Source organism: Salipiger abyssi (genome assembly GCF_001975705.1).
Lineage (GTDB): Bacteria > Pseudomonadota > Alphaproteobacteria > Rhodobacterales > Rhodobacteraceae > Salipiger > Salipiger abyssi.
In genome coordinates this window covers 2,678,531-2,700,998 of the sequence record NZ_CP015093.1, presented here as the reverse complement: position 1 = coordinate 2,700,998, position 22,468 = coordinate 2,678,531, and the positions used below count along the sequence as shown (strand labels likewise).

The 22,468-nt window shown below is 66.4% G+C and carries 22 protein-coding genes and 2 pseudogenes; 9 read left to right on the top strand and 15 right to left on the bottom strand.

Annotation, left to right across the window (positions count from 1 at the left end; translation table 11 throughout):
• Positions 1-2 precede the first annotated feature (2 nt).
• The 4 genes from Ga0080574_RS16625 to Ga0080574_RS16610 all read right to left on the bottom strand — a co-directional run bounded on the left by Ga0080574_RS16625 (position 3) and on the right by Ga0080574_RS16610 (position 2,800).
• A complete protein-coding gene (locus Ga0080574_RS16625; RefSeq protein ID WP_076702263.1) occupies positions 3-182 on the bottom strand; it encodes a hypothetical protein in 180 nt (59 codons plus the stop codon).
• Between the two features lie 30 nt (positions 183-212).
• Complete coding sequence (locus Ga0080574_RS16620; protein ID WP_076702260.1) at positions 213-1,337, bottom strand: WD40 repeat domain-containing protein; 1,125 nt, start codon at positions 1,335-1,337, stop codon at positions 213-215.
• Positions 1,334-1,615, bottom strand: coding sequence for a hypothetical protein (locus Ga0080574_RS16615; protein WP_156876385.1), 282 nt, complete (start codon positions 1,613-1,615; stop codon positions 1,334-1,336). Before Ga0080574_RS16615 ends, Ga0080574_RS16620 begins: the two co-directional genes overlap by 4 nt.
• Before the next feature lie 303 nt (positions 1,616-1,918).
• A complete protein-coding gene (locus Ga0080574_RS16610) occupies positions 1,919-2,800 on the bottom strand; it encodes a LysR family transcriptional regulator (protein WP_076706027.1) in 882 nt (293 codons plus the stop codon).
• A 113-nt stretch (positions 2,801-2,913) separates the two neighbouring features.
• Between Ga0080574_RS16610 and Ga0080574_RS16605 the strand changes: the two genes are divergently transcribed.
• From Ga0080574_RS16605 to Ga0080574_RS16600, 3 genes and pseudogenes are all read left to right on the top strand, one after another.
• Positions 2,914-4,230, top strand: a complete 1,317-nt coding sequence (locus Ga0080574_RS16605; RefSeq protein ID WP_076702252.1) for an aspartate aminotransferase family protein — start codon at positions 2,914-2,916, stop codon at positions 4,228-4,230.
• Between the two features lie 82 nt (positions 4,231-4,312).
• Positions 4,313-4,402, top strand: a pseudogene (locus Ga0080574_RS25970) (IS5/IS1182 family transposase); the annotation flags it as partial.
• Between the two features lie 424 nt (positions 4,403-4,826).
• Positions 4,827-5,537 (top strand): GntR family transcriptional regulator, encoded by a 711-nt coding sequence (locus Ga0080574_RS16600; RefSeq protein WP_076702248.1) that lies wholly within the window; start codon positions 4,827-4,829, stop codon positions 5,535-5,537.
• 16 nt (positions 5,538-5,553) lie between these two features.
• On the opposite strand, the gene Ga0080574_RS16595 is transcribed toward Ga0080574_RS16600, so the two are convergent.
• The 6 genes from Ga0080574_RS16595 to Ga0080574_RS16570 all read right to left on the bottom strand — a co-directional run bounded on the left by Ga0080574_RS16595 (position 5,554) and on the right by Ga0080574_RS16570 (position 11,111).
• A complete protein-coding gene (locus tag Ga0080574_RS16595) occupies positions 5,554-6,276 on the bottom strand; it encodes an aspartate/glutamate racemase family protein (RefSeq protein ID WP_076702245.1) in 723 nt (240 codons plus the stop codon).
• Positions 6,273-7,172, bottom strand: a complete 900-nt coding sequence (locus Ga0080574_RS16590) for an ABC transporter substrate-binding protein (protein ID WP_076702241.1) — start codon at positions 7,170-7,172, stop codon at positions 6,273-6,275. Before Ga0080574_RS16590 ends, Ga0080574_RS16595 begins: the two co-directional genes overlap by 4 nt.
• A gap of 39 nt (positions 7,173-7,211) precedes the next feature.
• On the bottom strand, positions 7,212-8,057 hold the full coding sequence (locus Ga0080574_RS16585) for an ABC transporter permease (RefSeq protein WP_083716875.1): 846 nt from the start codon (positions 8,055-8,057) through the stop codon (positions 7,212-7,214).
• Complete coding sequence (locus tag Ga0080574_RS16580; protein ID WP_076702235.1) at positions 8,054-8,839, bottom strand: ABC transporter ATP-binding protein; 786 nt, start codon at positions 8,837-8,839, stop codon at positions 8,054-8,056. Before Ga0080574_RS16580 ends, Ga0080574_RS16585 begins: the two co-directional genes overlap by 4 nt.
• Positions 8,840-8,876: 37 nt before the next feature.
• On the bottom strand, positions 8,877-9,662 hold the full coding sequence (locus Ga0080574_RS16575; RefSeq protein WP_076702232.1) for an ABC transporter permease: 786 nt from the start codon (positions 9,660-9,662) through the stop codon (positions 8,877-8,879).
• Positions 9,663-9,740: 78 nt separating this feature from the next.
• Complete coding sequence (locus Ga0080574_RS16570) at positions 9,741-11,111, bottom strand: substrate-binding domain-containing protein (RefSeq protein WP_076702228.1); 1,371 nt, start codon at positions 11,109-11,111, stop codon at positions 9,741-9,743.
• Positions 11,112-11,709: 598 nt separating this feature from the next.
• Between Ga0080574_RS16570 and Ga0080574_RS25965 the strand changes: the two genes are divergently transcribed.
• The gene (locus Ga0080574_RS25965; RefSeq protein WP_156876384.1) at positions 11,710-11,853 is read left to right on the top strand and encodes a hypothetical protein; all 144 of its coding nucleotides are present in this window, start codon (positions 11,710-11,712) and stop codon (positions 11,851-11,853) included.
• Between the two features lie 277 nt (positions 11,854-12,130).
• Here the strand turns inward: Ga0080574_RS25965 and Ga0080574_RS16565 are convergent, their stop codons facing one another.
• From Ga0080574_RS16565 to Ga0080574_RS16550, 5 genes are read right to left on the bottom strand one after another with little or no spacing between them, the layout of a single operon-like run.
• Positions 12,131-12,955, bottom strand: a complete 825-nt coding sequence (locus Ga0080574_RS16565) for a sugar phosphate isomerase/epimerase family protein (protein WP_076702224.1) — start codon at positions 12,953-12,955, stop codon at positions 12,131-12,133.
• Positions 12,956-12,962: 7 nt separating this feature from the next.
• Complete coding sequence (locus Ga0080574_RS16560; protein WP_076702221.1) at positions 12,963-13,580, bottom strand: NIPSNAP family protein; 618 nt, start codon at positions 13,578-13,580, stop codon at positions 12,963-12,965.
• A complete protein-coding gene (locus Ga0080574_RS26690; RefSeq protein WP_250644922.1) occupies positions 13,567-14,403 on the bottom strand; it encodes an FAD-binding protein in 837 nt (278 codons plus the stop codon). The genes Ga0080574_RS16560 and Ga0080574_RS26690 overlap by 14 nt, the downstream gene beginning before the upstream one ends.
• A complete protein-coding gene (locus Ga0080574_RS26685) occupies positions 14,400-15,371 on the bottom strand; it encodes an FAD-dependent oxidoreductase (RefSeq protein WP_198039737.1) in 972 nt (323 codons plus the stop codon). Before Ga0080574_RS26685 ends, Ga0080574_RS26690 begins: the two co-directional genes overlap by 4 nt.
• Entirely contained in the window at positions 15,368-16,219 is an 852-nt protein-coding gene (locus Ga0080574_RS16550) for an IclR family transcriptional regulator (protein WP_083716874.1), read from the bottom strand. The genes Ga0080574_RS26685 and Ga0080574_RS16550 overlap by 4 nt, the downstream gene beginning before the upstream one ends.
• A 165-nt stretch (positions 16,220-16,384) precedes the next feature.
• Here Ga0080574_RS16550 and Ga0080574_RS26960 point away from each other — a divergent pair.
• The 5 genes and pseudogenes from Ga0080574_RS26960 to Ga0080574_RS16525 all read left to right on the top strand — a co-directional run bounded on the left by Ga0080574_RS26960 (position 16,385) and on the right by Ga0080574_RS16525 (position 22,182).
• Positions 16,385-18,114, top strand: a pseudogene (locus tag Ga0080574_RS26960) (FAD-dependent oxidoreductase).
• Positions 18,104-18,928, top strand: a complete 825-nt coding sequence (locus Ga0080574_RS16540; protein WP_237219272.1) for a shikimate dehydrogenase family protein — start codon at positions 18,104-18,106, stop codon at positions 18,926-18,928. Before Ga0080574_RS26960 ends, Ga0080574_RS16540 begins: the two are co-directional and overlap by 11 nt.
• 26 nt (positions 18,929-18,954) lie before the next feature.
• On the top strand, positions 18,955-19,947 hold the full coding sequence (locus Ga0080574_RS16535) for a Bug family tripartite tricarboxylate transporter substrate binding protein (protein WP_076702209.1): 993 nt from the start codon (positions 18,955-18,957) through the stop codon (positions 19,945-19,947).
• Between the two features lie 142 nt (positions 19,948-20,089).
• Complete coding sequence (locus Ga0080574_RS16530) at positions 20,090-20,668, top strand: tripartite tricarboxylate transporter TctB family protein (protein ID WP_076702205.1); 579 nt, start codon at positions 20,090-20,092, stop codon at positions 20,666-20,668.
• Complete coding sequence (locus Ga0080574_RS16525) at positions 20,668-22,182, top strand: tripartite tricarboxylate transporter permease (RefSeq protein ID WP_076706026.1); 1,515 nt, start codon at positions 20,668-20,670, stop codon at positions 22,180-22,182. The genes Ga0080574_RS16530 and Ga0080574_RS16525 overlap by 1 nt, the downstream gene beginning before the upstream one ends.
• Positions 22,183-22,468 lie beyond the last annotated feature (286 nt).

Sequence of the window (22,468 nt, the reverse complement as noted above, 5' to 3'; positions counted from 1 at the left end):
CCTCAGTGCATCGGCTCTTCGGCCTTGCCGAACTTGCCCTCGGCGATCCAGCGCGCCGCCAACACCAGTGCGCCCATGGCGAAATCCTTGCCATGCGCCTCGACCATCTCCTCAGAGACCTTTGCCAGCGAGGCGAAGAAAAGATCCTTGCTCTGTTCGTCTGCGGACAGTTCCGGTTTCATGATATCCTCCCAATCGTCTTTTGTTTTCGGTCACTTGAACATGATCTTCGGAAAGGTCGCGATGGCCGCACGACCATCGGCGAAGCCCGCCGCCAGGTGCATGCCGTCCGGCGACCAGGCGAGCGCGGTGACCGCCGCGCCGCGCCCCTCGATCAGCATGAGCTCGTCGCGCTGGCCCAGCGGCGACAGCACCACCAGCCCGTTGGCATAGCCCGCCGCGCAGAGATCGCGGCTGGGATGCGGCGCGACGCAGTCGACCAGCGTCACCCCCGGGCGCCCGGTGTCGAGCGGCGTGCCCGGGTGATCGCCGAAGGGCAGATCCGGGGTCTTCCAGGCGACCACCCGGAACGCCCCCGCCGCGACCAGCGCCCCTGCCTTGCGGCTGAAGCCCAGCGCACCGACCGAGGCGGGGAAATCGGCGATGCGGTCGGTGGCGCCGGCGTCGAGATCGACCAGCGTCAGCGCGCGGTCGGTGCAGCCCGCCGCCAGCCAGCGCCCGTCCGGCGACCAGTCGAGACAGGCCGCCTCGCCCGGCGCCTCCAGCGTCATCTCCGCCTCCAGCGTCTCGGTCCGCAGCATCGTGACGCGCCCGTCCCCCCAGGCCGCGAGCCGGCGCCCGTCGGGCGAGACCGCCAGCCGTTCGACCGTCCCCGGCAGGCCGCAGCGCAGCCTGGGCGCCAGCCCGTCCGGCGTGGCAAGGCTCAGCTCGCCGCCCCGCGCCACCGCGACACCGCCGCCACGCAGCGCGCAGAGCGCCGAGACCGGCGCCACGCCCTGCTTTTCCAGCGGCAGGCACTGGCCCCGCGCGGTGACCCGCCAGAGCGTTTCCTCCGGCCCGGCCACGGCAAAGCCCTGATCGTCCCAGGCGCACAGTCCCGCCTCGGCGCGCAAGGGTTGCGTCACCACCGGCGGCGGCAGCGGCTTTTCGCGCGGTCGGATCGTGCTGCGCCCGGTCTCCAGCTCCATGCGGATGCGCTGCTCGGGATGTTCGGCATCGGCGACCGCCAGCAGCGCCAGCGCGCCATCCGCCTGCACACAGGCCAGTGCCGAGCCCTTGGCGTTGAAGGCCAGCGCCGTCACCGGCTGCTCCAGCACCCATTCCCGTCCGATCAGCTCGAACAGCGTCAGCGCCTGCGGCGGCTTTGTCTCGATCATTGTCCTTCTCCCCCAGCCTTGCGCTCCAGCTCGGCGTCGAGCCCCGCCATGCGGGTCTCCAGTTGCTCGATCTCTTCCTCGCAGCGCCGCAGCGCCGCGCGATCGCGGGCCATGCCCTCGGCGTCTTCCCGGGTCTCCTCGCCGCCCATGCGCAGCACCTCGAACCCGCTCAGGCGCTGCGTCAGGCGCAGATGTTCGGCGGTCGCCGCCGAGATCTCCTGAGTGATCTCCAGCCGTGCCGCCAGGATCTCCTGCATCCCGCTTGGTCGCTCTGTCATTCTCTCCTCCCGGGCGGCTGGATCGCGCATCGCGTGCCGCCCCGTGCCCGTCGCTTTCGGCCTCTCCCCAGGCCGCCGCGCCCCTTGTCCGGTCCCCGACCGGGCTTGTCTCAGACCGGGTTTTCTGAGACCGTCAGGCTAATCCCGCGCCACGGACACGCAATAAAAACCTTTGAAATACATCAATTTTCGCCCGGGAATTTCGATTCCGGCGGGAAAGCGTAATACCCCGTTACGGCGTCCGCGCGCGGACGTAAAAATCTGTTCCACCGCCGCAGGACGCCAGCCGCCAGCCGCGCCGAATCACTCGCGCGGCAGCATGGCACCGGAGGCCGGCAAGTCGCTCAACCGGCGCTCGACAAATTCACCGAATGTCCGGACCAGCGCCGAGGGCCGCGCCGCCGCATAGGCCAGCGTCATGCCGATCTCGGGCAGCGGCGGCAGCGGCGCGCTCAGCGTGCAGAGATCGTCCGGCACCGCCGAGCGCGTCACCACGCTCACCGCCTGGCCAGAGCGGGTGATCGCCAGCAGACCGGCGAGGCTGTTGCTGGCAAAGGCGATGCGATAGGCCCGCCCCGCCTCTTCCATCGCGGCGCAGGCAGCGCGGTGGTCGAGCGTGTCCGGTGCCGAGAGCGCCAGCGGGATCACCGGGCTGTCGAGGATCGCCGGATCCGGACGGCTGGCCACCCAGACAAAGGCATCGCGCCGGATGATCCCGGCGCCCTCCGCATCGCCGGGCAGCGAGACCAGCGCCGCGTCGATACGGCGGCGCTGAAGCAGCCCGCGCAGCTCGACCGTGGGCGCGCAGACGACCTCGATCTCGACCCCGCCATGACGCGCGCCGAAGCCGCGCAGCAGATCGGGGAAGAAGGCGGTGAGATAATCCTCCGGACAGCCGAAGCTGATCGCCCCCTGAAGGCCGCGCCCCGACAGGCTCGCCAGCGCCTCGTCATGGGCGGCGAGAATGCGCTCCGCATGGGCCAGCAGCCGCTCGCCGGCGGCGGTCAGCGCCACGCCACTGCCGGTGCGCGACAGGATCGGCTGGCCGACCACCGACTCGAGCCGCCGCATCTGCATGCTGACGGCGGATTGCGTGCGCCCGACGCGCTGCGCCGCCGCGCTGATCGAGCCGCTGCGCGAAACGGCGTGAAAGCTGCGCAACAGGAGGATGTCGAGATCGGCCATGAAGATATCAATAATACTGATTTCAGATTCGCACATTACGAATTTGGCTGAAATTCCAATTCCGCGTAGCCTGTGGCAAAGGACAGATCTCACCCACACCGAAAGGGCCCGTCATGACCATGCAAGCGACCGAGACCGAAACCGATTTCTGGGCCGCCACCGAGCGCCATGTGATGCGCTACGGGCCGAAATTCGAAACCCGGGTGATCGACCGCGCCGAGGGTGCGCATGTCTATGACACCGAGGGCAACGCCATCCTCGATTTCACCTCCGGTCAGATGAGCGCCATTCTCGGCCATTCGCATCCGGATATCGTGCGCACCGTGCGCGAGCAGATCGGCCGGCTCGATCATCTCTTCAGCGGGATGCTGTCGCGCCCGGTGGTGGAGCTGTCGGCGCGGCTCGGGCGGATGCAGCCGGGGCTGGAAAAGGTGCTGCTGCTCTCCACCGGCGGCGAGTCGAACGAGGCGGCGATCCGGCTGGCGAAATGCGTTACCGGCAAACACGAGATCGTCGCTTTCTCGCGAAGCTGGCACGGCATGACCGGCGCCGCCGCCTCGGCCACCTACAGCGCTGCGCGCCGCGGCGTCGGCCCGGCCAATGTCGGCTCCTTCGCGATCCCCGTGCCGAATGCCTATCGCCCGCGCTTCACCCATGCCGATGGCAGCCTCGACTGGCAGACCGAGCTCGACGACGCCTTCGCGCTGGTCGACAGCCAGTCCACCGGCAGCCTCGCCGCCTTCATCGCCGAGCCGATCCTCTCCTCCGGCGGCATCATCGAGCTGCCCGAGGGCTATCTGGCGGCGCTGAAAAAGAAATGCGAGGAGCGCGGCATGCTGCTGATCCTCGACGAGGCGCAGACCGGGATCGGGCGCACCGGGCAGATGTTCGCCTTCCAGCGCGACGGGATCACGCCGGATATCCTCACCCTCTCCAAGACCCTGGGCGCGGGCCTGCCGCTCTCGGCGGTGCTGACCAGCCGCGAGATCGAAGAGACGGCGCATGAGCGCGGCTTTGTCTTCCTGACCACCCATGTCTCCGACCCGCTGCCCGCCGCCGTCGGCCTTACCGTGCTGGACGTGCTGGGCCGCGACCGGCTGGCCGAGCGCGCGGTGAGCGCCGGGGCACGGCTGCGCGACGGGCTGGAGAGCCTCAAGCAGCGCTACGACTGCATCGGCGATGTGCGCGGGCGCGGGCTGCTGCTGGGGCTGGAGGTCGTCACCGACCGCGAGAGCAAGACGCCGGATCTGGCGCTCGGCGACCGCATCGGTGCCGAGGCGATGGCGCGCGGGCTGAGCATGAACATCGTCGCCCTGCCCGCCATGGGCGCGGTCTTCCGCATCGCGCCGCCGCTGACCATCCGCGACGAAGAGATCGACAAGGCCGTCGGGATCATGGACGAGGCCATCGCGGCTGCGCGGAACGGCTAGTGCCCCGCCCAGCTCCCAGGCTCAGAACCCATTGATGCGGCAGACCGGCAAAGTTCACCGTTCGGAAAATACGAGCGGTGACATGTCTGATCTCTTTTGCCTCGCCGACGCGCAGATGGCGCGTCTGGCGCCCCACTTCCCAACGCCATACAGAAAACCACGCATCTATGACTGAGAGACGCATCGTACTGCGGCGAGTCTGGGCCCAAAAGAGGAGCTTGGTCGCCTGATCCTTTGCCCGGCAGTGATCGAGATCACGTTCGGGCGGCTCCAAGACGGGTGCGTTTCGCGACCCGGTATGATCACTGCACCAAAGCTCTCCTTTTCGCCCTCGCAGCAACGGCTATGAATCCTGACTCTGACATTCTGGCTGCGCGGGGCGTTTCTCCACCGACATGCGCGACGCAGTCCGGTGGGCGGTTGCGGCATCATCGCCGTGTGGCAAAGCGACCTCCTGTAGTTGTCTGGAAATTTTTGTACGCAGATCCGCGTACAATTAGTTTCCTTCTTCGTTGCCGAGTCGATACGTACTAAAGAGTCGACAGTTACTCCCTGAAAATCGCTGTGAGGAGGTCCTATCGAGGGCCGGTGAGCAAATGCACAAAAAGAGTGAAGGATCCGAGCGTCAGAGCCGGGCGGTCGTCATTCACGACAAGCTGCGCCTTGCCATCTTGTCGCGTCAGCTACAGCCCGGCGCAAAGCTGGTGGAAGAGGAGATCGCCGAGGTCTACGAGGTCAGCCGAACCCTGGTTCGCACGGCGCTACAGGCGTTGCATCACGACAACCTTGTCGAGATCCGGCCCCGGCGCGGAGCCTTCGTCGCGCAACCCACCATGCGGGAAGCCCGCGAGGTTTTCGACGCAAGATTGCTGATCGAGCCGGTCGTCGCGGGTCTCGCCGCGAGCCGGGCAACGCCAGAGGATGTGCAGGGGCTTCAGGACAAGCTCGACGCGGAACGGAAGGCGATGGACAGTCATGCCGATGCACAGGCCGTCCTGCTGTCAAGCGCGTTCCACCTGCGGATCGCCAGCATCGCGGGGCATGACCTCTATGCCAGTTACGTGCGCGGGCTGTGCTCACGCTCCTCTCTGATCATCGGGCAGCACTGGCGCAACAGGACGTCGCTCTGCGGCTGCGACGCACACCAGGATCTGGTCGGGGCGATCGCGGCCAACCGCCCCGAAGAAGCGTCGCGCATCATGCGGCTACATCTCGAAGAAATCATCGCAGGCGTGAACCTGGAGGCCATGGAGGCGCCGCGAACCCGTCTCGCCGACATCCTGTTGTCGCTCGACGAAGAGAGCTGAACGGCGCCTTTCCGGATCAGGCAAAGACCGCGCCGGCCTTGCTGCGCGGCGCGGCATAGGCGCCTGATTTCGACGTTTTCACCTGCGCGGCGGCCAGCGCGCCTGCAATGTGAACGCTCATACGCACCCCGTCGATAACGCGCACGCCCAATCCGCGCTCCAGTGCGGCGGTGTACTGGCTCATGCCGGCACACCCCAGCACCAGGGCATCGGCCCGATCCTGAGTGACGACGCCCCCGAGGATCGGCAGCAGCCGCGCCATGACATCGCCCCGGCCACCTTCAAGGTCGAGGACCGGCATCGCGGTTCCATGCACGCCGCGAACCAGATCGGCAGCTCCGTAGCGATGCACCAATTCCTCGACAATCGGCACCGACCGTTCCAGCGTCGTGACGATCGAAATCCGTTTTGACACGATCCGCGCCGTCGCGAGCGCCGCTTCGCAGATTCCGATAACCGGGGCTTCGGCGACTTCCCGGGCCGCATCCAGCCCGGTATCGTCGAAACATGCAATCACATGGGCTGCGGCCCCCGCCCTGTCCTGCGACCGGATATTGCGCAGCATCGGCATGAGCGATGCCGCTTCATCGGCATAGCCCTCAATGCTGGCGGGTACGCCACTGCCGCCGTAGGTGACAACGACTTCGCAGCCGGCAGCGCCGGCGGCAGACTGCACCTCCGCCTCGAGAGACCGGGTCATCTCCGCAGAGCCGTTCGGATTGACGACATGAATCTTCATGCGGACACTCTGGTTGCATCGCGGCCCGTGACGAGCGTTTCGTAAGGCAGGGGTGCGTCGATCAGGAAATTGTCGCAGATGCCGCGCTGCCACCGGTCGTAGCTTTGCCGCGGGATCACGCTGGAGCTCCACATGTCATTGGCACGGTAGAGATTCGCGACTTGCACGGTACGCCGCGCCGGCGACTTGGGGAAAAGGCGACCGAGCAGCGCCTCGAATTCCGCCGCGTCCCGCGAGGCGATCCAATCCATCGCCCGGTCCAGCGCGCCGGCAAAGGCGGCCTGCGCGGCCGGGTCCACCGGCACATCAAGGTCGGAATAATAGACGCTCCAGGGGACTTGTCCGCCATCTTCGACGAACCGGCTGCGGATGCACAGATCGTCCTCCATCGACAACGCGTCGGCGGTCATGTCATCGGTGACGAAATAGTCGGCCATGCCGCCCCGGAAAGTCTGCGACAGGATGCCGTTGTCGAGATCCTGGATGAAATTCACCTCGCGCGGGTCGACGCCGTTCTCGGCCATCAGCACCTTGGCATAAATCGCGACGCTGGCCCCGGTCGCGCCGACGCAGGTCACGGTACGACCGCGCAGCTCGGGCCAGTCGAAGGGCTTGGTCGTGGCGCGGCCGACCAGGGCAAAGGGCGCGCGATTGGCGATCTGGGCGAAGGCCCGCAGCTCGCGGCCCCGGCCGTGGTACATTGCGGGCACCCAGATCCCGCCCAGCGCCGCCTGCGCGGATCCGTCCGCCAGGTCGTCCAGCACGAGGTCCCAGGGAATCCGCGGGGTGTTCGTCACCTCCAGCCCGGCATCGGTGAAGAAACCCTGATCCGAAGCCACGTATTCGGGCAGGTAGTTGAGCAGGTAGGTCGTGGCGGACACGTTGAAGGTCGTCATTCGGTCTCCAGGGGGAGTTTGGGGTAAGCGAGAGGGCGATCAGTCGCGCGTGTCAGGTTGCCAGCGCAGCAGGAAACGCGAGAGCCGATCAAAGGCGAGGTAGATCACCGTGGAAAACAGCAGGAAGACAAGGGCGACCACGACCATCCGGTCGAGCAGCGCGAATTGCTTGGCCTGGACCTGGATAAAACCGAGGCCGCTTTGCGCGCCGAGGAACTCGGCGCCGACGACGATGCTCCACGACAGGGCGAGGCACAACACGATGGAGGACTGAAGCTCGGCAAAGATCGCGGGCAGGATCACCGTGCGATAGACCCGCAGCCGCGAAGCTCCCAGCGACCGGGCCGCGTCGATGTAGTGCTGCGGCACGTTGGCCACGGCGTTCAGCGTCCCGACGAACAGCAGCCCGCCCGCCCCGAAGGCGACGAAGGCCACCATGCCGGTGAAGCTCACGCCGAACCAGACCTGTACCAGCGGCACCATGGCTAGCACCGGCAGCGTGCGCAGGATGTGACCCGGCAGCGCCGCCACGGCGCGCGCGATCCGCGACATGGACACCAGCAGCGCGATCCCGACCCCCAGCAGCGCACCAAGCGCCAAGCCGGTAAACAGCCGCAGGCAGGTGTCGACGGCGTGGTCCGCCAGCACCGCGATGCCGCCCATGACCGAGCCCTCATCGAGTCCCAGCCCCCGCGACCCGGCGCGGTAGTTCTCCATGGCGGGCAGGCTTTCCCTGAAGATCATCTCCCAGCCCGGGATCAGCGGCGTGCGCAGGGCGCCCACGTCCTGGTTGGCAAAGAGCAGCGCCAGCCCCTGCCAGGCGAGGACCATCACCACAACGGCGGCGATATTGATCCACAGCAGCGGATTGCGATGCAGCATCATACTGCCTCCCCGGCCAGGGCTTCCAGTCCGAGATGACGCAGCAGCACATGCTTGGCCTCCAGCAGGTCGGGCGTTGCCAGATCGTTGTCGGTGCGTGGCCGCGGCTGGTCGAGGCGCATGTCCTTCACGATGCGCCCCTTGTCCATGACCAGGACACGGTCGGCGAGAGTGAGCGCTTCGTCGATGTCGTGAGTCACGAACAACACGGTGCGCCGCTTGCCGCCCGGTTCCGTCCGGTTCGACCACAGGTCCAGCAGGACGCGGTGGAGCTGCCGCCGCGTGAGGTAATCGAGCGGCCCGAAGGGTTCGTCCAGAAGCAGCACCTCCGCCCCGTTCGCAAAGACGGTGGCAATGGCGACCCGCTTCAGCATCCCGCCGGAGAGCTGCTTGGGCCAGGCATCGGCAACATCGGCAAGATTGACCGCATCGAGATAGGCCATCGCGTGTCGACGGCGCTCGCCCTTGGGCACGTTGCGGCAGGCCAGGCCGTATTCGACATTGTCGATGACCTTCATCCACGGAAACACGGCGTCCTTCTGAAACACGATGCCGCGGTCCGGGCCGGGCGCCGTGACCTTGCGGCCATGTACGCGGATCTCGCCGGTCTGCGGCAAGTTCAACCCGGCGACCTGATGCAGCAGGGTGGTCTTGCCACATCCGGAGGGACCGATGATGCAGACAAACTCGCCCTCCTCGATCACCGCGTTGATGTTGTCAGCAACGACGACGCGGCTGCCATCCGGGCGCGGGAAGCTCTGCCCGACGTTTTCGAATTCGATCATGGCGATTGCTTTCTGTTTCTAATGACGAGGGGCAGGATCACTCGGCCCGCCAGCGCAGCAGGAGCCGCCCGAGCAGGAAGACGAGGAAATCGGCAAAGAGGGCGACGGCGCAAATCAGGATGATGACGGCCATGAGCCCGACAACGTCGAACTGCCCGACCAGGACGCGGATCATCACGCCCGTGCCCGAGCTCGCACCGAGGAGTTCGGCAATAGCGGCAAGACCCCACGCCCCGGAAAGGGAGACCCGCAGCGCGCCGATGATTGCAGGCACGGCGGCGGGGAACAGCACGTCGCGCAACACGCGCCATCGCGAGGCGCCGAGCGCGCGGGCACTGTCGGCGTAGACCGGAGAGAGCGCACGCCCGGCGCGTTGACTATAAATCGTGAAGAGGCTGATCCCGTAGAGCAAGACCAGAAGGACCGAAGTGGTGCGCCCCACACCGAACCAGACGAGGAAAAAGGGGGCCAGCACGAGGATCGGCACCGTCGTCCCGGTCATCACGATCGGATTGATCGCGGCGCGCAGTCGCGAATGGTTGGCGCTGGCCAGGCCCAGCGGCACACCGATTGACAGGGCCAGAAGCTGCGAAGCCACCACGGTCTGCATGGTGACCCACAAGTTCGGCAGCAGGCCGCTGGCCGTCAGGCCGTAGCTGGCCAGCGACGGTGCGTCGAGGCCCCACTCCCAGATGCGCGCAACGACCGTCTCCGGGCGGGGCAGAATGTAGGCCGGGGTAAAGAGAGATACTCCATACCAGACAAGGGCGATCAGGGAGATACCGGCAAGATTGCTCGCCCCTTGGCGGAGTTTACCTGTCATCTGGACCTCGGGTTGTTTGGTGGGAAAGCCCCGCCGGCACGAGAAAGGCACCGGCGGGTCAGGAGATGCGGCAGGTCATCAGCCTGCGTCGTTGACACCCCTGGCCATCCGGTAGGCGTCAAGGAAGTTGAACCACTCGAACTGCTGCTCCGCGGAGGACAGGAGCTCGGCCTGCGCGTCGGAGAGATCAGCTTGCTGCGCGGCCTCGATTTCGCTCAGCGCGGCCTCGCGATACCACTTGAGCGTTGCGAAGATCTGACCGGCCCAAATTGCGTCGTCGGGTACGAAGCCTTCGGGCATCACATCGGTTTCGACCAGTTCGTCGATCAGTGCCGAGTAGGAAGAGCGGTAGTAACGCGGATCTTCGAGATCCTCGAAATACTTGCCCTGCGTGTCCCAGGGGGACAGCGGGTCGAGACGGGTGTAGACTTCGTAGAGGCCCGCTTCGTCGAGGTTCATGCCGGAATAGGCGTTGATGAAGGGCACCGCGATGGACATCAGCCCGCCGGGTTCACCGCCGTCTTCCATGATCGCCTCAATGGTGCGGAACACCACCGAGACGAGCCGAAGCGTGGTGTTCGGATTTTCCTCGACCCAGTTACGGTTTGCCATGACGCCGACGGTCTGGATCAACGGGCCGATCGCCTCCTTGTCGGCGCCTTCGGCGTTGTCGATGATCTGCTGCTGGCTGACCAGGTTGGTCCAGCCGTCCTGCGAAAATTCGAGATGGGCAGAGGCGCTGGTGGGCAGGCTGAACTGGACGCGGCCGCTTTGGGCCATGACGCGATTGTCGGGATCGTCGAGCAGCAGCAGCTCGGGACGGCCGTAGCCCGCCATTTCGAAGGTGATGTCGATGAAGGGGCGCGTGTCCGACAGCGGTGTCGTGGCAAGCACGGCCTCCTCGGCCACGAGCGGGGCAAGGGCGCTGTGCAGCGCTTCCTTGAAGTCCTGCCCTTCGGCCATGTAATCATCGACGGTCTTCAGGCCCAGCTCTGGATCGGCCCAGACGCTGTAGCCGACAAAGTCGTCGGTCAGCATGATCATCTTAAGCACATCGTTGTTGGGCAGGGCCTGTACGACCGACCCGCCATACATCGCGCCGACGTCGTTTGTGCCGTTCAGGATCAGCGGGATCGCGTTGTCGTTGGTCGCCTGGAACCCGGTCGGTTCCGGCAGGATGGTGATGCCTGCATCGCCAAACCACCCCTGGTCGATGGCAACGATATAAAAGGAATTGTCCGCCGAGGGCCGCATCGAGAAGTTGACCGACGCTTCGGGGATGTCCGTCCCGGGTTCGGGGGCGGCGGGCACATAACAGCCATAGGTTTCGCGGGCGTTGCATTCGGGAACCGGCGGCTGATCTTGCGCAGCGGATGCCACGGGCGCGAGGACACAAAGGCCCAGTATCGCCGCGCTCAGCGGCCGGCTGTAGTCGAAGTGCTTGGTCATTCGGTTTCCTGTCCTGTCGGTTGGTGCTGACGTCATGGCGGCAAGCGCGCTGTCTTTGCAGAGCGCACACGAAATTTCTAATTTTTGAATTCACTATTGTATGCAATTTATGAAGCAAAACCGGGGCACAAAACCGGGGTTTCGCCCGCATTTTGGGCACCCCCTCCCGCCACTGCGTATTTCATGCCCATCCGAATAAGAAGATGCCAACTCGGAACCGCACGCGCCTGTCGCGCATCCAAGGCCTTGCAGCGGGGCATCTCACTGCTCGGTGGGAGGGATTTTTTCAGGAATTAAAGACTTAGACCGTCGGGAGGCGATGCCCCTCCCCAAGCGCCACCCTAAGATGACCTGGTCCATCAACGCTTCACCCGCTGGGAGAAGTGGTTCCTGCGCCCGTTATCGCCCCGTCAGAACACCCGCTGCGCTTGTCACGAATGTCATGCTTGCACCGCAAGCAGCGATCAACGCAGAGGCTTCGCGTTGAGCTCGCCCCCTCCTCCGAACGCGACCGCCTCGGCGACACCTGTTCGGATCGCGCCACCCGGTGGCCTGCGCGAGCGCAACGCGTCTGAATTCATCATGGACATGGAACCTGGTGCCGCCGTTCATCGACCTGCGCGGCGCGATTTGCGTGGTCGTAGAGGCCTCGAAGAGCCTATCGGCGACGCTGCTCTCGCGGGAACTTGACGCGCAGCACAAGACCGCGCTTGCGCTCATGCAAAAGCTGCGCGAGGCCTGACGGCCGAGACTTGCGATGCCCGTCCCGACGTCGCCCGGGCCGCGTTAGGAGGTCACGTCCGACCGGCCAACCTGCGCGCGCAGCGGCCGATCAGTGGCGACGGACCGGATCTTGCGGAGCGGATGTCGCGGGGGGAATGCGCTCCCCGGGATTGACGCCGCTGAGCTGCGATCCCGTCACCTCGTCCACTCCGCGCATCACCAACTGCACCGTGCTGGCAGAGCCGGTGAATCAGCTTCTGAGGTAGACGCCGAGGTTCGCGTTCTTCGGAAACCTCTCAGGGGCAAGCCTCTCCCCTTGCCCGGGAGATGACCGCGCGTGTCTTGTCCATCGCCTCGATCGCTCTTTGCAGCGCCGGAGTTTCGCCTGCCCGGTGCGGCTGAGCCACCTCGACACTGAGCACGATGTCTTTGGGGAGCGCAGCAAGGAGGCTGGTGAAATCAAAATCTCCGTCCCCGGGCATCAGGCGGTTTCCCCGCGCCGTCGCGATAAGGGCTTCGGGCGACGGATCATATCGCGCAGGAGCATCGCACAGCTGCGCATAATGGATCCAAGCGGGATCAAGCGCCGCGATTTCCTCGAAGGTGGTTGCGGAGCGCTGCACATGCAGAGCATCGACCAGGACGCCCGCTGCGGGATGGTCCACGGCGCGCACCTGCGCCGCCGCGGCAGCGACATCGGGGATATCGGTCCATGGCATGAACTCCAGATCCGCCGTCATCCCATGCTGATGAGCCAGCTCGCAGAAGGCGCCATAGCTGTCGGTCATGCGCGACATGTCCGGGTCGTAGCCTGCCGTCAGGATGTTGCGAGCGCCCAGTTCGGCCCCCCGCTCCAGAAAGGCCACGGTCTCTTCCGGCCGGAAATCGGGCGTGATCCTGATGATCTCGACATCGGCCACCCCTACGCCGGTTTCGCGCACCGCCCGGCGGGTTTGCTCCAGAAGCGCTTTGTCCGTCATGATCGGATACGGCCCGTCGGTACCTGCGGGCAGAAGCCGCAGGCCGACGAAATCAAAGCCGGCTTCCGCCGCCACGCGCACCGCCTCGGGCGGCGCGAGCTCGGCAACGGTCAGAAAGGCCAGTGAATAGCGATATCCCATGCCCGCCTCATTTCAGCGGAGAGAAGGGCAACGGCACCGCCAGGGTCGAGGTCATCTCGGGCGTCAGCCAATCGGGACCGCCCTTCGGCGGCCAGATGCCATCCGCCACGGTCTTGCCGCGGATCTCGGCGCGCTGGTTGGCGCTTTCATACGGCCAGATCTGGGTGAACCGGGTCGGACCGTCGAGGGAATACATCGCAATCGAGAGCGGCGAATATTCGGTGCGCACGGGCACCGCCTCGCGCCATTTGTCGATGGTCGGCCCCATGCCGTTCAGCTTCGGCTGATAGCTGCGGATCTCGTAGACCTTGCCGTATTCGCCCGGCGTGACCGGCAGGGTGAAATCCAGCGGGATGTAGCTGTCGGAGGTCCAGCCGCGCAGATGCTCCATGCAGCCGAACGGGTTGTCGGACAGATGGGTGCGGGTGCGCTCGGCAATCAGATCCTCGGCGCTGTCGAACTGGCGCAGCAGGATGATGTCGTTCAGCGTGCCGATATCCGGCGCCCAGGCACCCATCAAGGTGCCCTTGGCCTCGGGCGCGGCCAGCCACTCCTGGAGCGCGGGGGCCACCTTGGGGGTGGCGAAAAGCGCGGTCTTCAGAGTGACGATGTCAAAAAGCGGCATGGATAGCTCCTCCATTGGATCCGGCCGGTCGGGCCGGGGTCTGTTGCGTTTCGGATTGAGGGTCGGCCCCGCTCTCGGGGGTCCAGCGGCCCGCCGCGACATGGGCGGCGATGTAGCCGAAGGTCATGGCCGGACCGAGGGTGATGCCCCCGCTCGGATACTGCCCGGCAAAGATCGAACTCAGGTCGTTTCCGGCAGCGAAAAGCCCCGGGATCGGCGCGCCCCCGGCGTCCAGCACCCGGGCGCGGTCGTCGGCGTCGAGCCCCGCGAAGGTGCCGAGACTGCCCGGCACGATGCGCACCGCGTGAAAGGGTCCGCGCCGCAGCGCGCCAAGTGACGGGTTGGGGCGATTCTCCGGATCGCCCTGCACGCGGTTGTAGATCGACGCGCCACGACCGAAATCAGCGTCCTCGCCCGCCGCCGCCTGTGCGTTGAAGCGGTCGACGGTGGCCTCGAGCGTCGCAGGATCGAGATCGCAGGCGCGCGCGAGTTCCTCCAATGTGCGGCCCGAGCGCAGGTAGCCGCCGCGCCGGAACGGGGCCAGCGGGAAGGGCGCGGGCCTTGCCCAGCCCAGCCCCCAGCGGCGCTGCGCCGGGTGATCCGCGATCAGCCAGCATTCTGGCGCTTCGCCTGCCGGTGTGGCGTCGAACAGCGCGCGCATGAAGGCGTGATAACTGTCGGCCTCGTTGGCAAAGCGCTCGCCCCTGCCGCGCACCGCGATGATGCCGGGCTTGGCCCGATCGACGAGATGCGGGAAATGCGTGAAGCCCCCTTCGCCGTCGGGCACGAGGGAAACCGGCGCCCAGGCGCCCGCATTCGTCAGATCCTCGCGCAGCTGGCCGCCGGCCTCGGCGCCCAGGCGGATGCCGTCTCCGGTATTGTCGCGGGCGCGGCGGAATAATGCGCGGTGCCGGTCTCGGCACCGAAAAGCCTCGCCTGGGTGGCGGGATCGTGCGGGAAGCCGCCGGTCGCCAGCACCACGCCGCGCCGGGCGTGTAGCCGGGTGCCGCCGGTCAGCGTGACGCCGGTCACCGCACCGTCCTCATGTTTCAGCGCGCTCACCCCGGCATCGGTGAAGAGATCGACACCCCGGTCGAGGCAGGACCGCATCAGCCCGGCCACCAGCGCATTGCCGTTGACCAGCTGCATGGAACGCCCATGCCGCACCAGATCGACCCCGTGCTTCGCAAGGCGCCGCGTCACGTAAAGCGCCGAAGCGGGCCGGCGCATCGCGTTGAAGAAATGCGCCATGTCCTTGCCCGAGGCGATGCCCATGCCAGCCAGCGAGATCACGTCCAGCGGCGGCCTCAGCTTGGCGATCCAGGGTCCGAGCCGCCGCCCGTCGAAGGGCGCGGCACAGACCGAACGGCCACCGGCAGCGGCGCCCGGGCTCTCGGTGAAATCGGGAACCTTGTTGCCGTCGATCCAGTCCACGGCGGTGCGGTCGCGGAAAAACCGCACCATCTCCGGCCCGGTGTCGAGATAGGTCTTTATCCGCGGGTCGCCCACGCGGTTGCCCATGATGCCCGCCAGATAATCCAGCGGCGCCTCGGGCGGCTCGTCGATTCCGGCCTCCACCGCCAGCGGGTTGCGCGGCACCCATAGCCAGCCGCCCGACCAGGCGGAGGTGCCGCCCAGCACCGGCGCCTTTTCCAGCACGGCGACGGACAGGCCCAGATCGGCGGCGGTGACCGCCGTGGCAAGCCCGCCGGCGCCCGACCCGACGACTAGCAGATCGTAGCTCGCGCCCGGCTCGGGGCGCGCGTCGATGCTCCTCCCCTTATTCGTCACGACCGGTCGCGCCCTTCTCCCGTCCGGGACTGGGCTTGCCGGCGACCCATGGTCTCGTCATACCAGCGGGTAAAGCTGCGCCCCGCCAGGCTGGCTTCCGCCAGATCCTTCGAGGCCTGACGCAGCTCCGGCAGGAAGGAGTGCAGCAGTTCGGGCGTCGCGCGGGCGGACGGGCCGGCGATCGACACGGTGCCGATCGGCTCGTCGGTGTCGGGATGGCGGATCAGCACGGCGATTGCCGCCATGCCGAGCATGAAGCTGGAGGTGTTCTGCGCGTAGCCCTGTGCCCGCGCGGTCTGGACGATCTGCAACAGCTCGGCCACGCCCTTGGGCGCCGAGACACCGGCCCCGCCGGGTCTTTCGAGCCCCTGCCGCATCACCGAGGCGACGGCATCGTCGTCGCTCAGCCCCGACAGCCAGGCCTGCCCGCCAGAGGCGGAGGCGAGATGCACGATCTGGCCGTGCTCTGCATCGGGATCATAGCGCAGCCCAGCGGTCGCGCCCTGCGAGACACCGACCCAGACCAGTTCCTCGCCGTCGAACAACGCCATCCGGATCAGCTCTTTCGTCGAATGCGCCAGCCGGTCGAGAATCGGCTGACTCAGATCCGGGATCCCGGTGCGGGCGAGAAAGGCCAGCCCGTTGGTCGCCAGTTTCAGCGTCAGCATGTAGTCGCCATGCTCGCGGCTCTGGCGCGTATAACCGAGCGTTTCCAGCTCTTTCAAAAGGCGGTGCACGCCCGATGGGGGCAGATCCAGTGCCTTGGCGATCTCGCTCACCGAAGCCCCTTCGGGCCGCTCGGCCAGGAAGCTGATCACACCCAGTCCCTTTTCCAATGCGCTGCTCATGACAGGCCTCTCGCTGTTGCTTGCCCAAACAATATGGAAAAATAATCAGAATGTGAAGAACATTAAAAACTGGAATGAGATTTCAATTTCTGTCAATGATGGGTTCAGACGCGATTCGACGGCTCGCAGGAGGCGGGTCAGCCACCAAGCGTCAGGGAGGACGACATGGCCGATATTTCCATCGACAGCATCGCTGAGCGCTACGATGTCGCCGTTATCGGCTCGGGCGCGGCCGGCCTCGGCGCAGCGATCTTTGCCGCGCTCGAAGGCGCGCGCGTGCTGCTGATCGAACGGACCGAGTATATCGGCGGCACCTCCGCCCTCTCCGGCGGCACGGTCTGGGCGCCGGGCACCGAAACCGGGCGCGCCGCGAATCCCGACGATTCCCGCGAAAAGGTTTCGGCCTTCCTCGACAGCGCCGTGGGCAATTTCGGCAATCGGGATATGCGCGAGGCCTTTCTCGACGCCGCACCCGAGGCCATCGCCACGCTTCAGGCGCGCACGCAGGTGCAGTTCCGCCCCTATCCGCGCCATCCCGATTACGAGTGGGATCACCCGAACGCCACGCTGAATGGCCGCGCGATCGAGCCGGTGCCCTTCGACACCCGCGCCATGGGCGCCGCGCGCAACATGATCCGCCCGCCGATTCCGGAATTCACCGTGCTCGGCGGCATGAATATCGACCGGGTGGATATCGGCCACCTGCTGAACCGCTACAAATCCCCGGCCAGCTTCCTGCATGTCGCCAGGATCGTCACCCGCTACATGCGCGACCGCGCACTGCATGGCCGGCACACGCGGGTGGTCATGGGCGGCGCCCTGGTCGCCAGGCTGCTGGCGTCGGCGCTGGATCTGGGCGTCGACATCCTGCGCAGCACCGAGGTGACGGCACTGACCGAAACCGGCGGCGAGGTGACCGGACTGCGCCTTCGGGCGGGGGCAAGGACCGCGCCGTACCCGTGGACGGCGGCGTCATCCTCGCCACCGGCGGGTTCGGGCGCTCCGCCAGCCGCCGTGCCGCCTATCTGCCCGACACCCTGCCCGCCGAAAGCCCCTCGGCCCCCGGCCATACCGGCACGATGCACGATCTGGCCTTCGGCCTCGGCGCGACCTATGGGCAGGGGAACGACCAGAGCGCCTTCTGGGCGCCCTGCTCCACCCGCCGCCGCGCCGATGGCAGCACAGCGGTCTTCCCGCATTTCGTGCTCGACCGTTCGAAGCCCGGCACCGTCTGCGTCGACCTCAAGGGCCGCCGCTTCGTGAACGAGACAATCTCGTACCATGCCTTTGGCAAGGCGATGCTGGCGGGCGGCCCCGACACCGCCGGCGCCTGGATCGTCACCGACGCGCCGACACTGGCGAAATTCGGGCTGGGCATGGTGCACCCGGGAGGAGAGAACCCGAAACCCCATGTCGCCGACGGCTACCTGATCGAAGCGCAAACGCTGGACGAGCTCGCCGCCAAGACCGGCACCGACCCGCGGGCGCTCGCCGCCAGCATCGCCGATATCAATGCCGCTGCCGAGAAGGGCGAGGACACAAGCTTTGGTCGGGGCGGCTCGCCTTACCAGCGCAACAACGGCGACCCGACGGTCGCACCCAACCCGACGCTGGGCCGGATCGCCACGGCGCCGTTCTATGCGGTGCGCCTGCAACCCGCCGATATCGGCACGGCACAAGGCCTGCGCGGCGACACGCACGCCCGGCTGCTGCGCGACGACGACAGCGTGATCGGCGGGCTCTATGCGGTGGGCAACGACCTGCATTCCATCATGGGCGGCACCTATCCCGGTCCCGGCATCACACTGGGCCCCGGCCTTGTCTTCGGCGCCATTGCCGGACGCCATGCCGCCGCCCGTTCGCATCAAGAGAAAGGACAGACCCGTGCAGCTTGACGGCGAAACCATCCTGTTCCCGGTGATCGGGGACCCTATCGCGCAGGTCCGCTCTCCGCGCTTCCTGAGCGAGATTCTGGCCACGCGCGGCGTCAACGCGCTCGTGCCGCCGCTGCACATCCATGCCGAGCACATGACCGCCGCCATGGAGAGCTTTCGCCACATGCAGAACGTGCGCGGCCTGGTGATCACGATCCCGCACAAGATGGCGTCGCTCGCCTTCTGCGACGTGGTCAGCGACCGCGCCCGCTTTGTCGGGTCGGTGAATGTCATCCACAAGGATTCCGAGGGCCGCTTCATCGGCGACAATGTCGATGGCATCGGCTATCTCGACGGGATCAAGGCGCTCGGCTTCGAGCCGGCGGGCAAGACGGCGCTGCTGATCGGCGCCGGCGGCGCGGGCAGCGCCGTGGCCTTCGAAATCCTAGATCGCGGCGCCGCGCATCTGACCATCTCCGATCTCGACGAGACGCGTCTGTCGCGCATCGTCTCGGCGCTGGACGAGAAATTCCCCGGGCGCGTCGCGGCCGGCAGCAACGATCCGACGGGCATGGACCTGGTGGCCAACGTCACCCCCTGCGGGATGCGCGAGGGCGACCCCTTCCCCTCCGATCCCGCGCTGATGTCGCCCGAGACCTTCGTCGCCGACGCCATCACCCGCCCCGAAGTGTCGCCCATGGTGGCCGCCGCCCGGGCCAAGGGCTGCAACACGATGACCGGCGCGGGCATGTTCAACGCCGAAGCCGAAAGGCTGGTGGATTTCCTGCTGGGAGAGGGGCTGCCCTCGGATCCGGCAGAACAAGCGGCGGCATAGGGCCGTCAATCAATGGGAGGAAAACCATGAAAACGTTTCTCGCAGGCCTGACCCTGCTGGCCATGACCGGCGGCAGCGCGTTCGCCGCCGACTATCCCACGAAGGAGATCCAGGGGATCATCCAGTGGGGCGCCGGCGGCTCCACCGACACGGTGATGCGCGCGGTGACGCCGCATGCGGCCGAGGCGCTTGGCGGCAATATCGTCATGCAGAACAAGACCGGCGGCGTGGGTGCCATCGCCCTGCGCCATGTCCAGCAGCAGGAGGCCGACGGCTACACCCTGCTGATGGGCGCCGAGAACCCCCAGATGTACAAGGTGCTCGGGCTCGGCACCGACGATTACACCGACATGGTGCCGATCAACGTTCTGGCGCGCGGCGTGCCGATGTTCGTCGCCAACAATGACGCGCCCTACGATACGATGACGGAATTCGTCGAATACGTGAAGGCGAACCCGGGCGAGGTACGTGTGGGATCCACCGGCCCCGGCGGGCTGACGTCGATCGTGCTGGCCATGCTGACGAGTCAGGAAGATGTCGAGTTCACCCGCGTGCCCTATGACGGCGACGGCCCCGCGCTGACCGCGCTTCAGGGCGGCGCCATCGACGTGATGCCCGCGGTGCTGGGGGCCGCCATCGAAGGTGTGAAAGCCGGTCGCATGAAGGTCATCGGCCTGGTCGACACCCAGCCCAACGACCTGCTGCCGGGCGTCGTGCCGATCACCGAGGAGATCCCCGGTTTCGCCGATTACCTGCCCTGGGGCCCGTTCTTCGGCGTGTTCGTCAAGAAAGGCACGCCGGACGAGGTCGTCGCCGAGCTGCAAGCCGCCTATGCCGAAGGCGCCGAGAATCCCGACTTCATCAAGCTGATGGAAGATCGCGGCTTCATCATCATGTCGATCGCCGGCGAGGAGGCGATGGATTTCCTCGAAAGCTACCGGTCCACCTCCTCCTGGCTGGTGCATGACGCGGGCTTCTCGAAAAAATCGCCCGAAGAGTTCGACATTCCGCGCCCCTGAGCCGCGGCGCATGAACCGGGAAACGATATGATAAGAAGGCCGAACGGCGCCCCGGTGCGGGCGCCGTTCCGGCACCGGCCGGCGCTGCCGGCGGCGGAACGGAGCGCCGCCCCCAGCGAAGGCTCTGCCAGAGGAGGTCCCCATGAAAATCGACTACCGCGGTGACGCCGATCACCATGACGGCACATCCGACGCCACGCCCGGCGGCTATGAGGCAGAGCGGCGGCCCGGAGAGCTGGCCTTTGCGCTGTTCCTGCTCGCGGCGAGCCTCTACCTGCTGTGGGAGGCCTACGGCATTGCCGGCTTCGAGGCGCTGTCCTCGGCGGGGGCCGTCCCCATGGCGACCACGGCGGCAATGGCGGTCTCGGCGCTGTTCGTCGTGCTACGCACCGCGCGGCTGCCGAAAGTGTCGACGGAGAGCCTGACGCGCGACATCCTGCCGTTCAAGGTGATCCTCTTCGGCGGGCTGCTGGTCTGTTTCGGTCTGCTGCTGGTGCCCCTGGGCTTCCTGCCGACCGCCGCGCTCTTTCTGGTCCTGGCGATCAAGTATCTCTCGGGCCGCGGCTGGGGCTTCACCCTGGCGGTCTCGCTCGGCAGTCTGCTGCTGATCTGGGTGGTCTTCCGGATCGTCTTCACCGTGCTGATGCCCGCCGGCATCGTGCCGGAGGCCGAACTGCTGCAATTCATCCGCAACATCGGCACCGAATGGGGGGCGCAATGATGGATACCCTGCTCGCACTTCTCACCGTCTTCACGCAGCCGCAGCTTTTTCTTCTGGTGGGGCTGGGCACCTTCCTCGGTGTCTATATCGGCGCGATCCCTGGCCTGTCGGTCACCATGGCGGTGTCGATCCTGATCTCTTTCACCTTTTCCTGGGATGTCTACCCGGCGATCTCGCTGATGGTCGGCATCTACATGGGCGGCGTCTATGGCGGCTCGCGCACGGCGATCTTGCTGAACATTCCCGGCGCGCCCTCGGCCATCGCCACGGCCATGGACGGCTATCCCATGGCACAGCGCGGCGAGGCCGGCGAGGCCATCGGCGTCACCACCGTCATGTCCTTCTTCGGCGGGCTCGTGGGGATTGCCGTTCTGGCGCTGGCGGCGCCCTTTGTCGCCGAGTTCGCGCTGACCTTCCAGCCGCGTGACTACATGCTGCTCGCGGTGCTGGGCATCCTGCTGGTGGGCTCGCTTTCCGCCGGCAGCCTGCTCAAGGGCATCTTCGCCGGCGCGCTCGGCATCGCCATCGGCGCGGTGGGCCGCGACCCGCTGACCTTTGCCGAACGCTTCACCTTCGATTTTCAGATCATGGAGGGCGGCATCTCCTTCATCGCGGTGATGATCGGCATGTTCGGCATCTCCGAAGCGCTGCTGCAACTCCACCATGTCGGCGCCGACGCGATGCGTCAGAAGATCGACCGCATCATACCGTCCTGGTCCACCGTGCGGAAATATCTGCCGCTGTCGCTGCAAACCTCGTCGATCGGCGTCATCATCGGCGCCCTACCCGGCACCGGCGGCGACATCGCGGCGCTCATGGCCTACGACCACGCCAAGCGCGTGACGAAAAAGCCGACACGCCCCTTCGGCACCGGTGCCATGGAAGGGCTGGTGGCGCCCGAGACGGCGAACAATGCCGCGGTGGGCGGGGCCTTCGTGCCGATGATGACGCTGGGCATCCCCGGCGACGCGGTGACCGCGATCATGATCGGGGCGCTTTTCATCCACGGGCTGAACCCCGGCCCGATGCTCATGGTCGATCAACCGCAGATGTTCTGGTTCATCGTCGGCGCGCTGCTGACCGCCAATGTCTTTATCCTGATCTGCGGCCTGACCGGCATCAAACTCTTCACCAAGATCGTCGAGATGCCGCGCGCGGTGCTGATCCCGCTCATCATGCTGCTGTCGGTGGTGGGCGCCTATGCGGTCAACAACTCGGTCACAGATGTCTACTGGATGCTGGGCTTTGGCGTCTTCGGTTATTTCATGCGGCATTACGGCTATCCGCTGGGGCCGGTGATCCTGGGTGTGATCCTGTCGCGGCTGCTCGACGACAACTGGCGCCGGGCGATCATCTCCGAGCGCGAAGACCTCGGCGCCTTCTTCGCGGGCATCTTGACCAGCCCGCTGTCGCTGACGCTGCTGCTGGTCTGCATCGTGATCCTCCTGTCCCAGACCCCGCTGTTCACACTGCTGAAATCCCGGGTATCGAAAGAGACCGGGGATCAACTCTAGGCGCGCGCTGCGCACCTGAATCCGGCTTCCAAGGGTGGCCGAACAGGGCTGATTTACGGCACGGCTCGGCCGTGCCGTTTTTCACAAACAGGGTCAGCACCGGCCTTTGTGGTTATCGACATGCGCCTGCCACAAGAGAGTTCACGACCGATTGCCACGCAGGTCAGAGCACGGCTGAGCGTCGGGGCCATCCACTTGGCGGAACCAAGGTCGTAAGTGGGCTCGAAGCTGACTGATCGCTCTGCGGCGGTCGGTATGGTTTCAGGGTGCGGCATCGCCGCTCTTT

Bases quoted from the DNA above. Each gene is read 5' to 3' on its own strand.
- Ga0080574_RS16590 (WP_076702241.1), bottom strand. From the start codon at position 7,172: ATGACGACCTTCAACGTGTCCGCCACGACCTACCTGCTCAACTACCTG.
- Ga0080574_RS16570 (WP_076702228.1), bottom strand. From the start codon at position 11,111: ATGACCAAGCACTTCGACTACAGCCGGCCGCTGAGCGCGGCGATACTG.
- Ga0080574_RS16595 (WP_076702245.1), bottom strand. From the start codon at position 6,276: ATGAAGATTCATGTCGTCAATCCGAACGGCTCTGCGGAGATGACCCGG.
- Ga0080574_RS16605 (WP_076702252.1), top strand. From the start codon at position 2,914: ATGACCATGCAAGCGACCGAGACCGAAACCGATTTCTGGGCCGCCACC.
- Ga0080574_RS16580 (WP_076702235.1), bottom strand. From the start codon at position 8,839: ATGATCGAATTCGAAAACGTCGGGCAGAGCTTCCCGCGCCCGGATGGC.
- Ga0080574_RS16550 (WP_083716874.1), bottom strand. From the start codon at position 16,219: ATGAGCAGCGCATTGGAAAAGGGACTGGGTGTGATCAGCTTCCTGGCC.
- Ga0080574_RS16530 (WP_076702205.1), top strand. From the start codon at position 20,090: ATGAAAATCGACTACCGCGGTGACGCCGATCACCATGACGGCACATCC.
- Ga0080574_RS16560 (WP_076702221.1), bottom strand. From the start codon at position 13,580: ATGCCGCTTTTTGACATCGTCACTCTGAAGACCGCGCTTTTCGCCACC.
- Ga0080574_RS16625 (WP_076702263.1), bottom strand. From the start codon at position 182: ATGAAACCGGAACTGTCCGCAGACGAACAGAGCAAGGATCTTTTCTTC.
- Ga0080574_RS16535 (WP_076702209.1), top strand. From the start codon at position 18,955: ATGAAAACGTTTCTCGCAGGCCTGACCCTGCTGGCCATGACCGGCGGC.
- Ga0080574_RS16585 (WP_083716875.1), bottom strand. From the start codon at position 8,057: ATGATGCTGCATCGCAATCCGCTGCTGTGGATCAATATCGCCGCCGTT.
- Ga0080574_RS16600 (WP_076702248.1), top strand. From the start codon at position 4,827: ATGCACAAAAAGAGTGAAGGATCCGAGCGTCAGAGCCGGGCGGTCGTC.
- Ga0080574_RS16615 (WP_156876385.1), bottom strand. From the start codon at position 1,615: ATGACAGAGCGACCAAGCGGGATGCAGGAGATCCTGGCGGCACGGCTG.
- Ga0080574_RS16525 (WP_076706026.1), top strand. From the start codon at position 20,668: ATGGATACCCTGCTCGCACTTCTCACCGTCTTCACGCAGCCGCAGCTT.
- Ga0080574_RS16610 (WP_076706027.1), bottom strand. From the start codon at position 2,800: ATGGCCGATCTCGACATCCTCCTGTTGCGCAGCTTTCACGCCGTTTCG.
- Ga0080574_RS16575 (WP_076702232.1), bottom strand. From the start codon at position 9,662: ATGACAGGTAAACTCCGCCAAGGGGCGAGCAATCTTGCCGGTATCTCC.
- Ga0080574_RS16565 (WP_076702224.1), bottom strand. From the start codon at position 12,955: ATGGGATATCGCTATTCACTGGCCTTTCTGACCGTTGCCGAGCTCGCG.
- Ga0080574_RS16620 (WP_076702260.1), bottom strand. From the start codon at position 1,337: ATGATCGAGACAAAGCCGCCGCAGGCGCTGACGCTGTTCGAGCTGATC.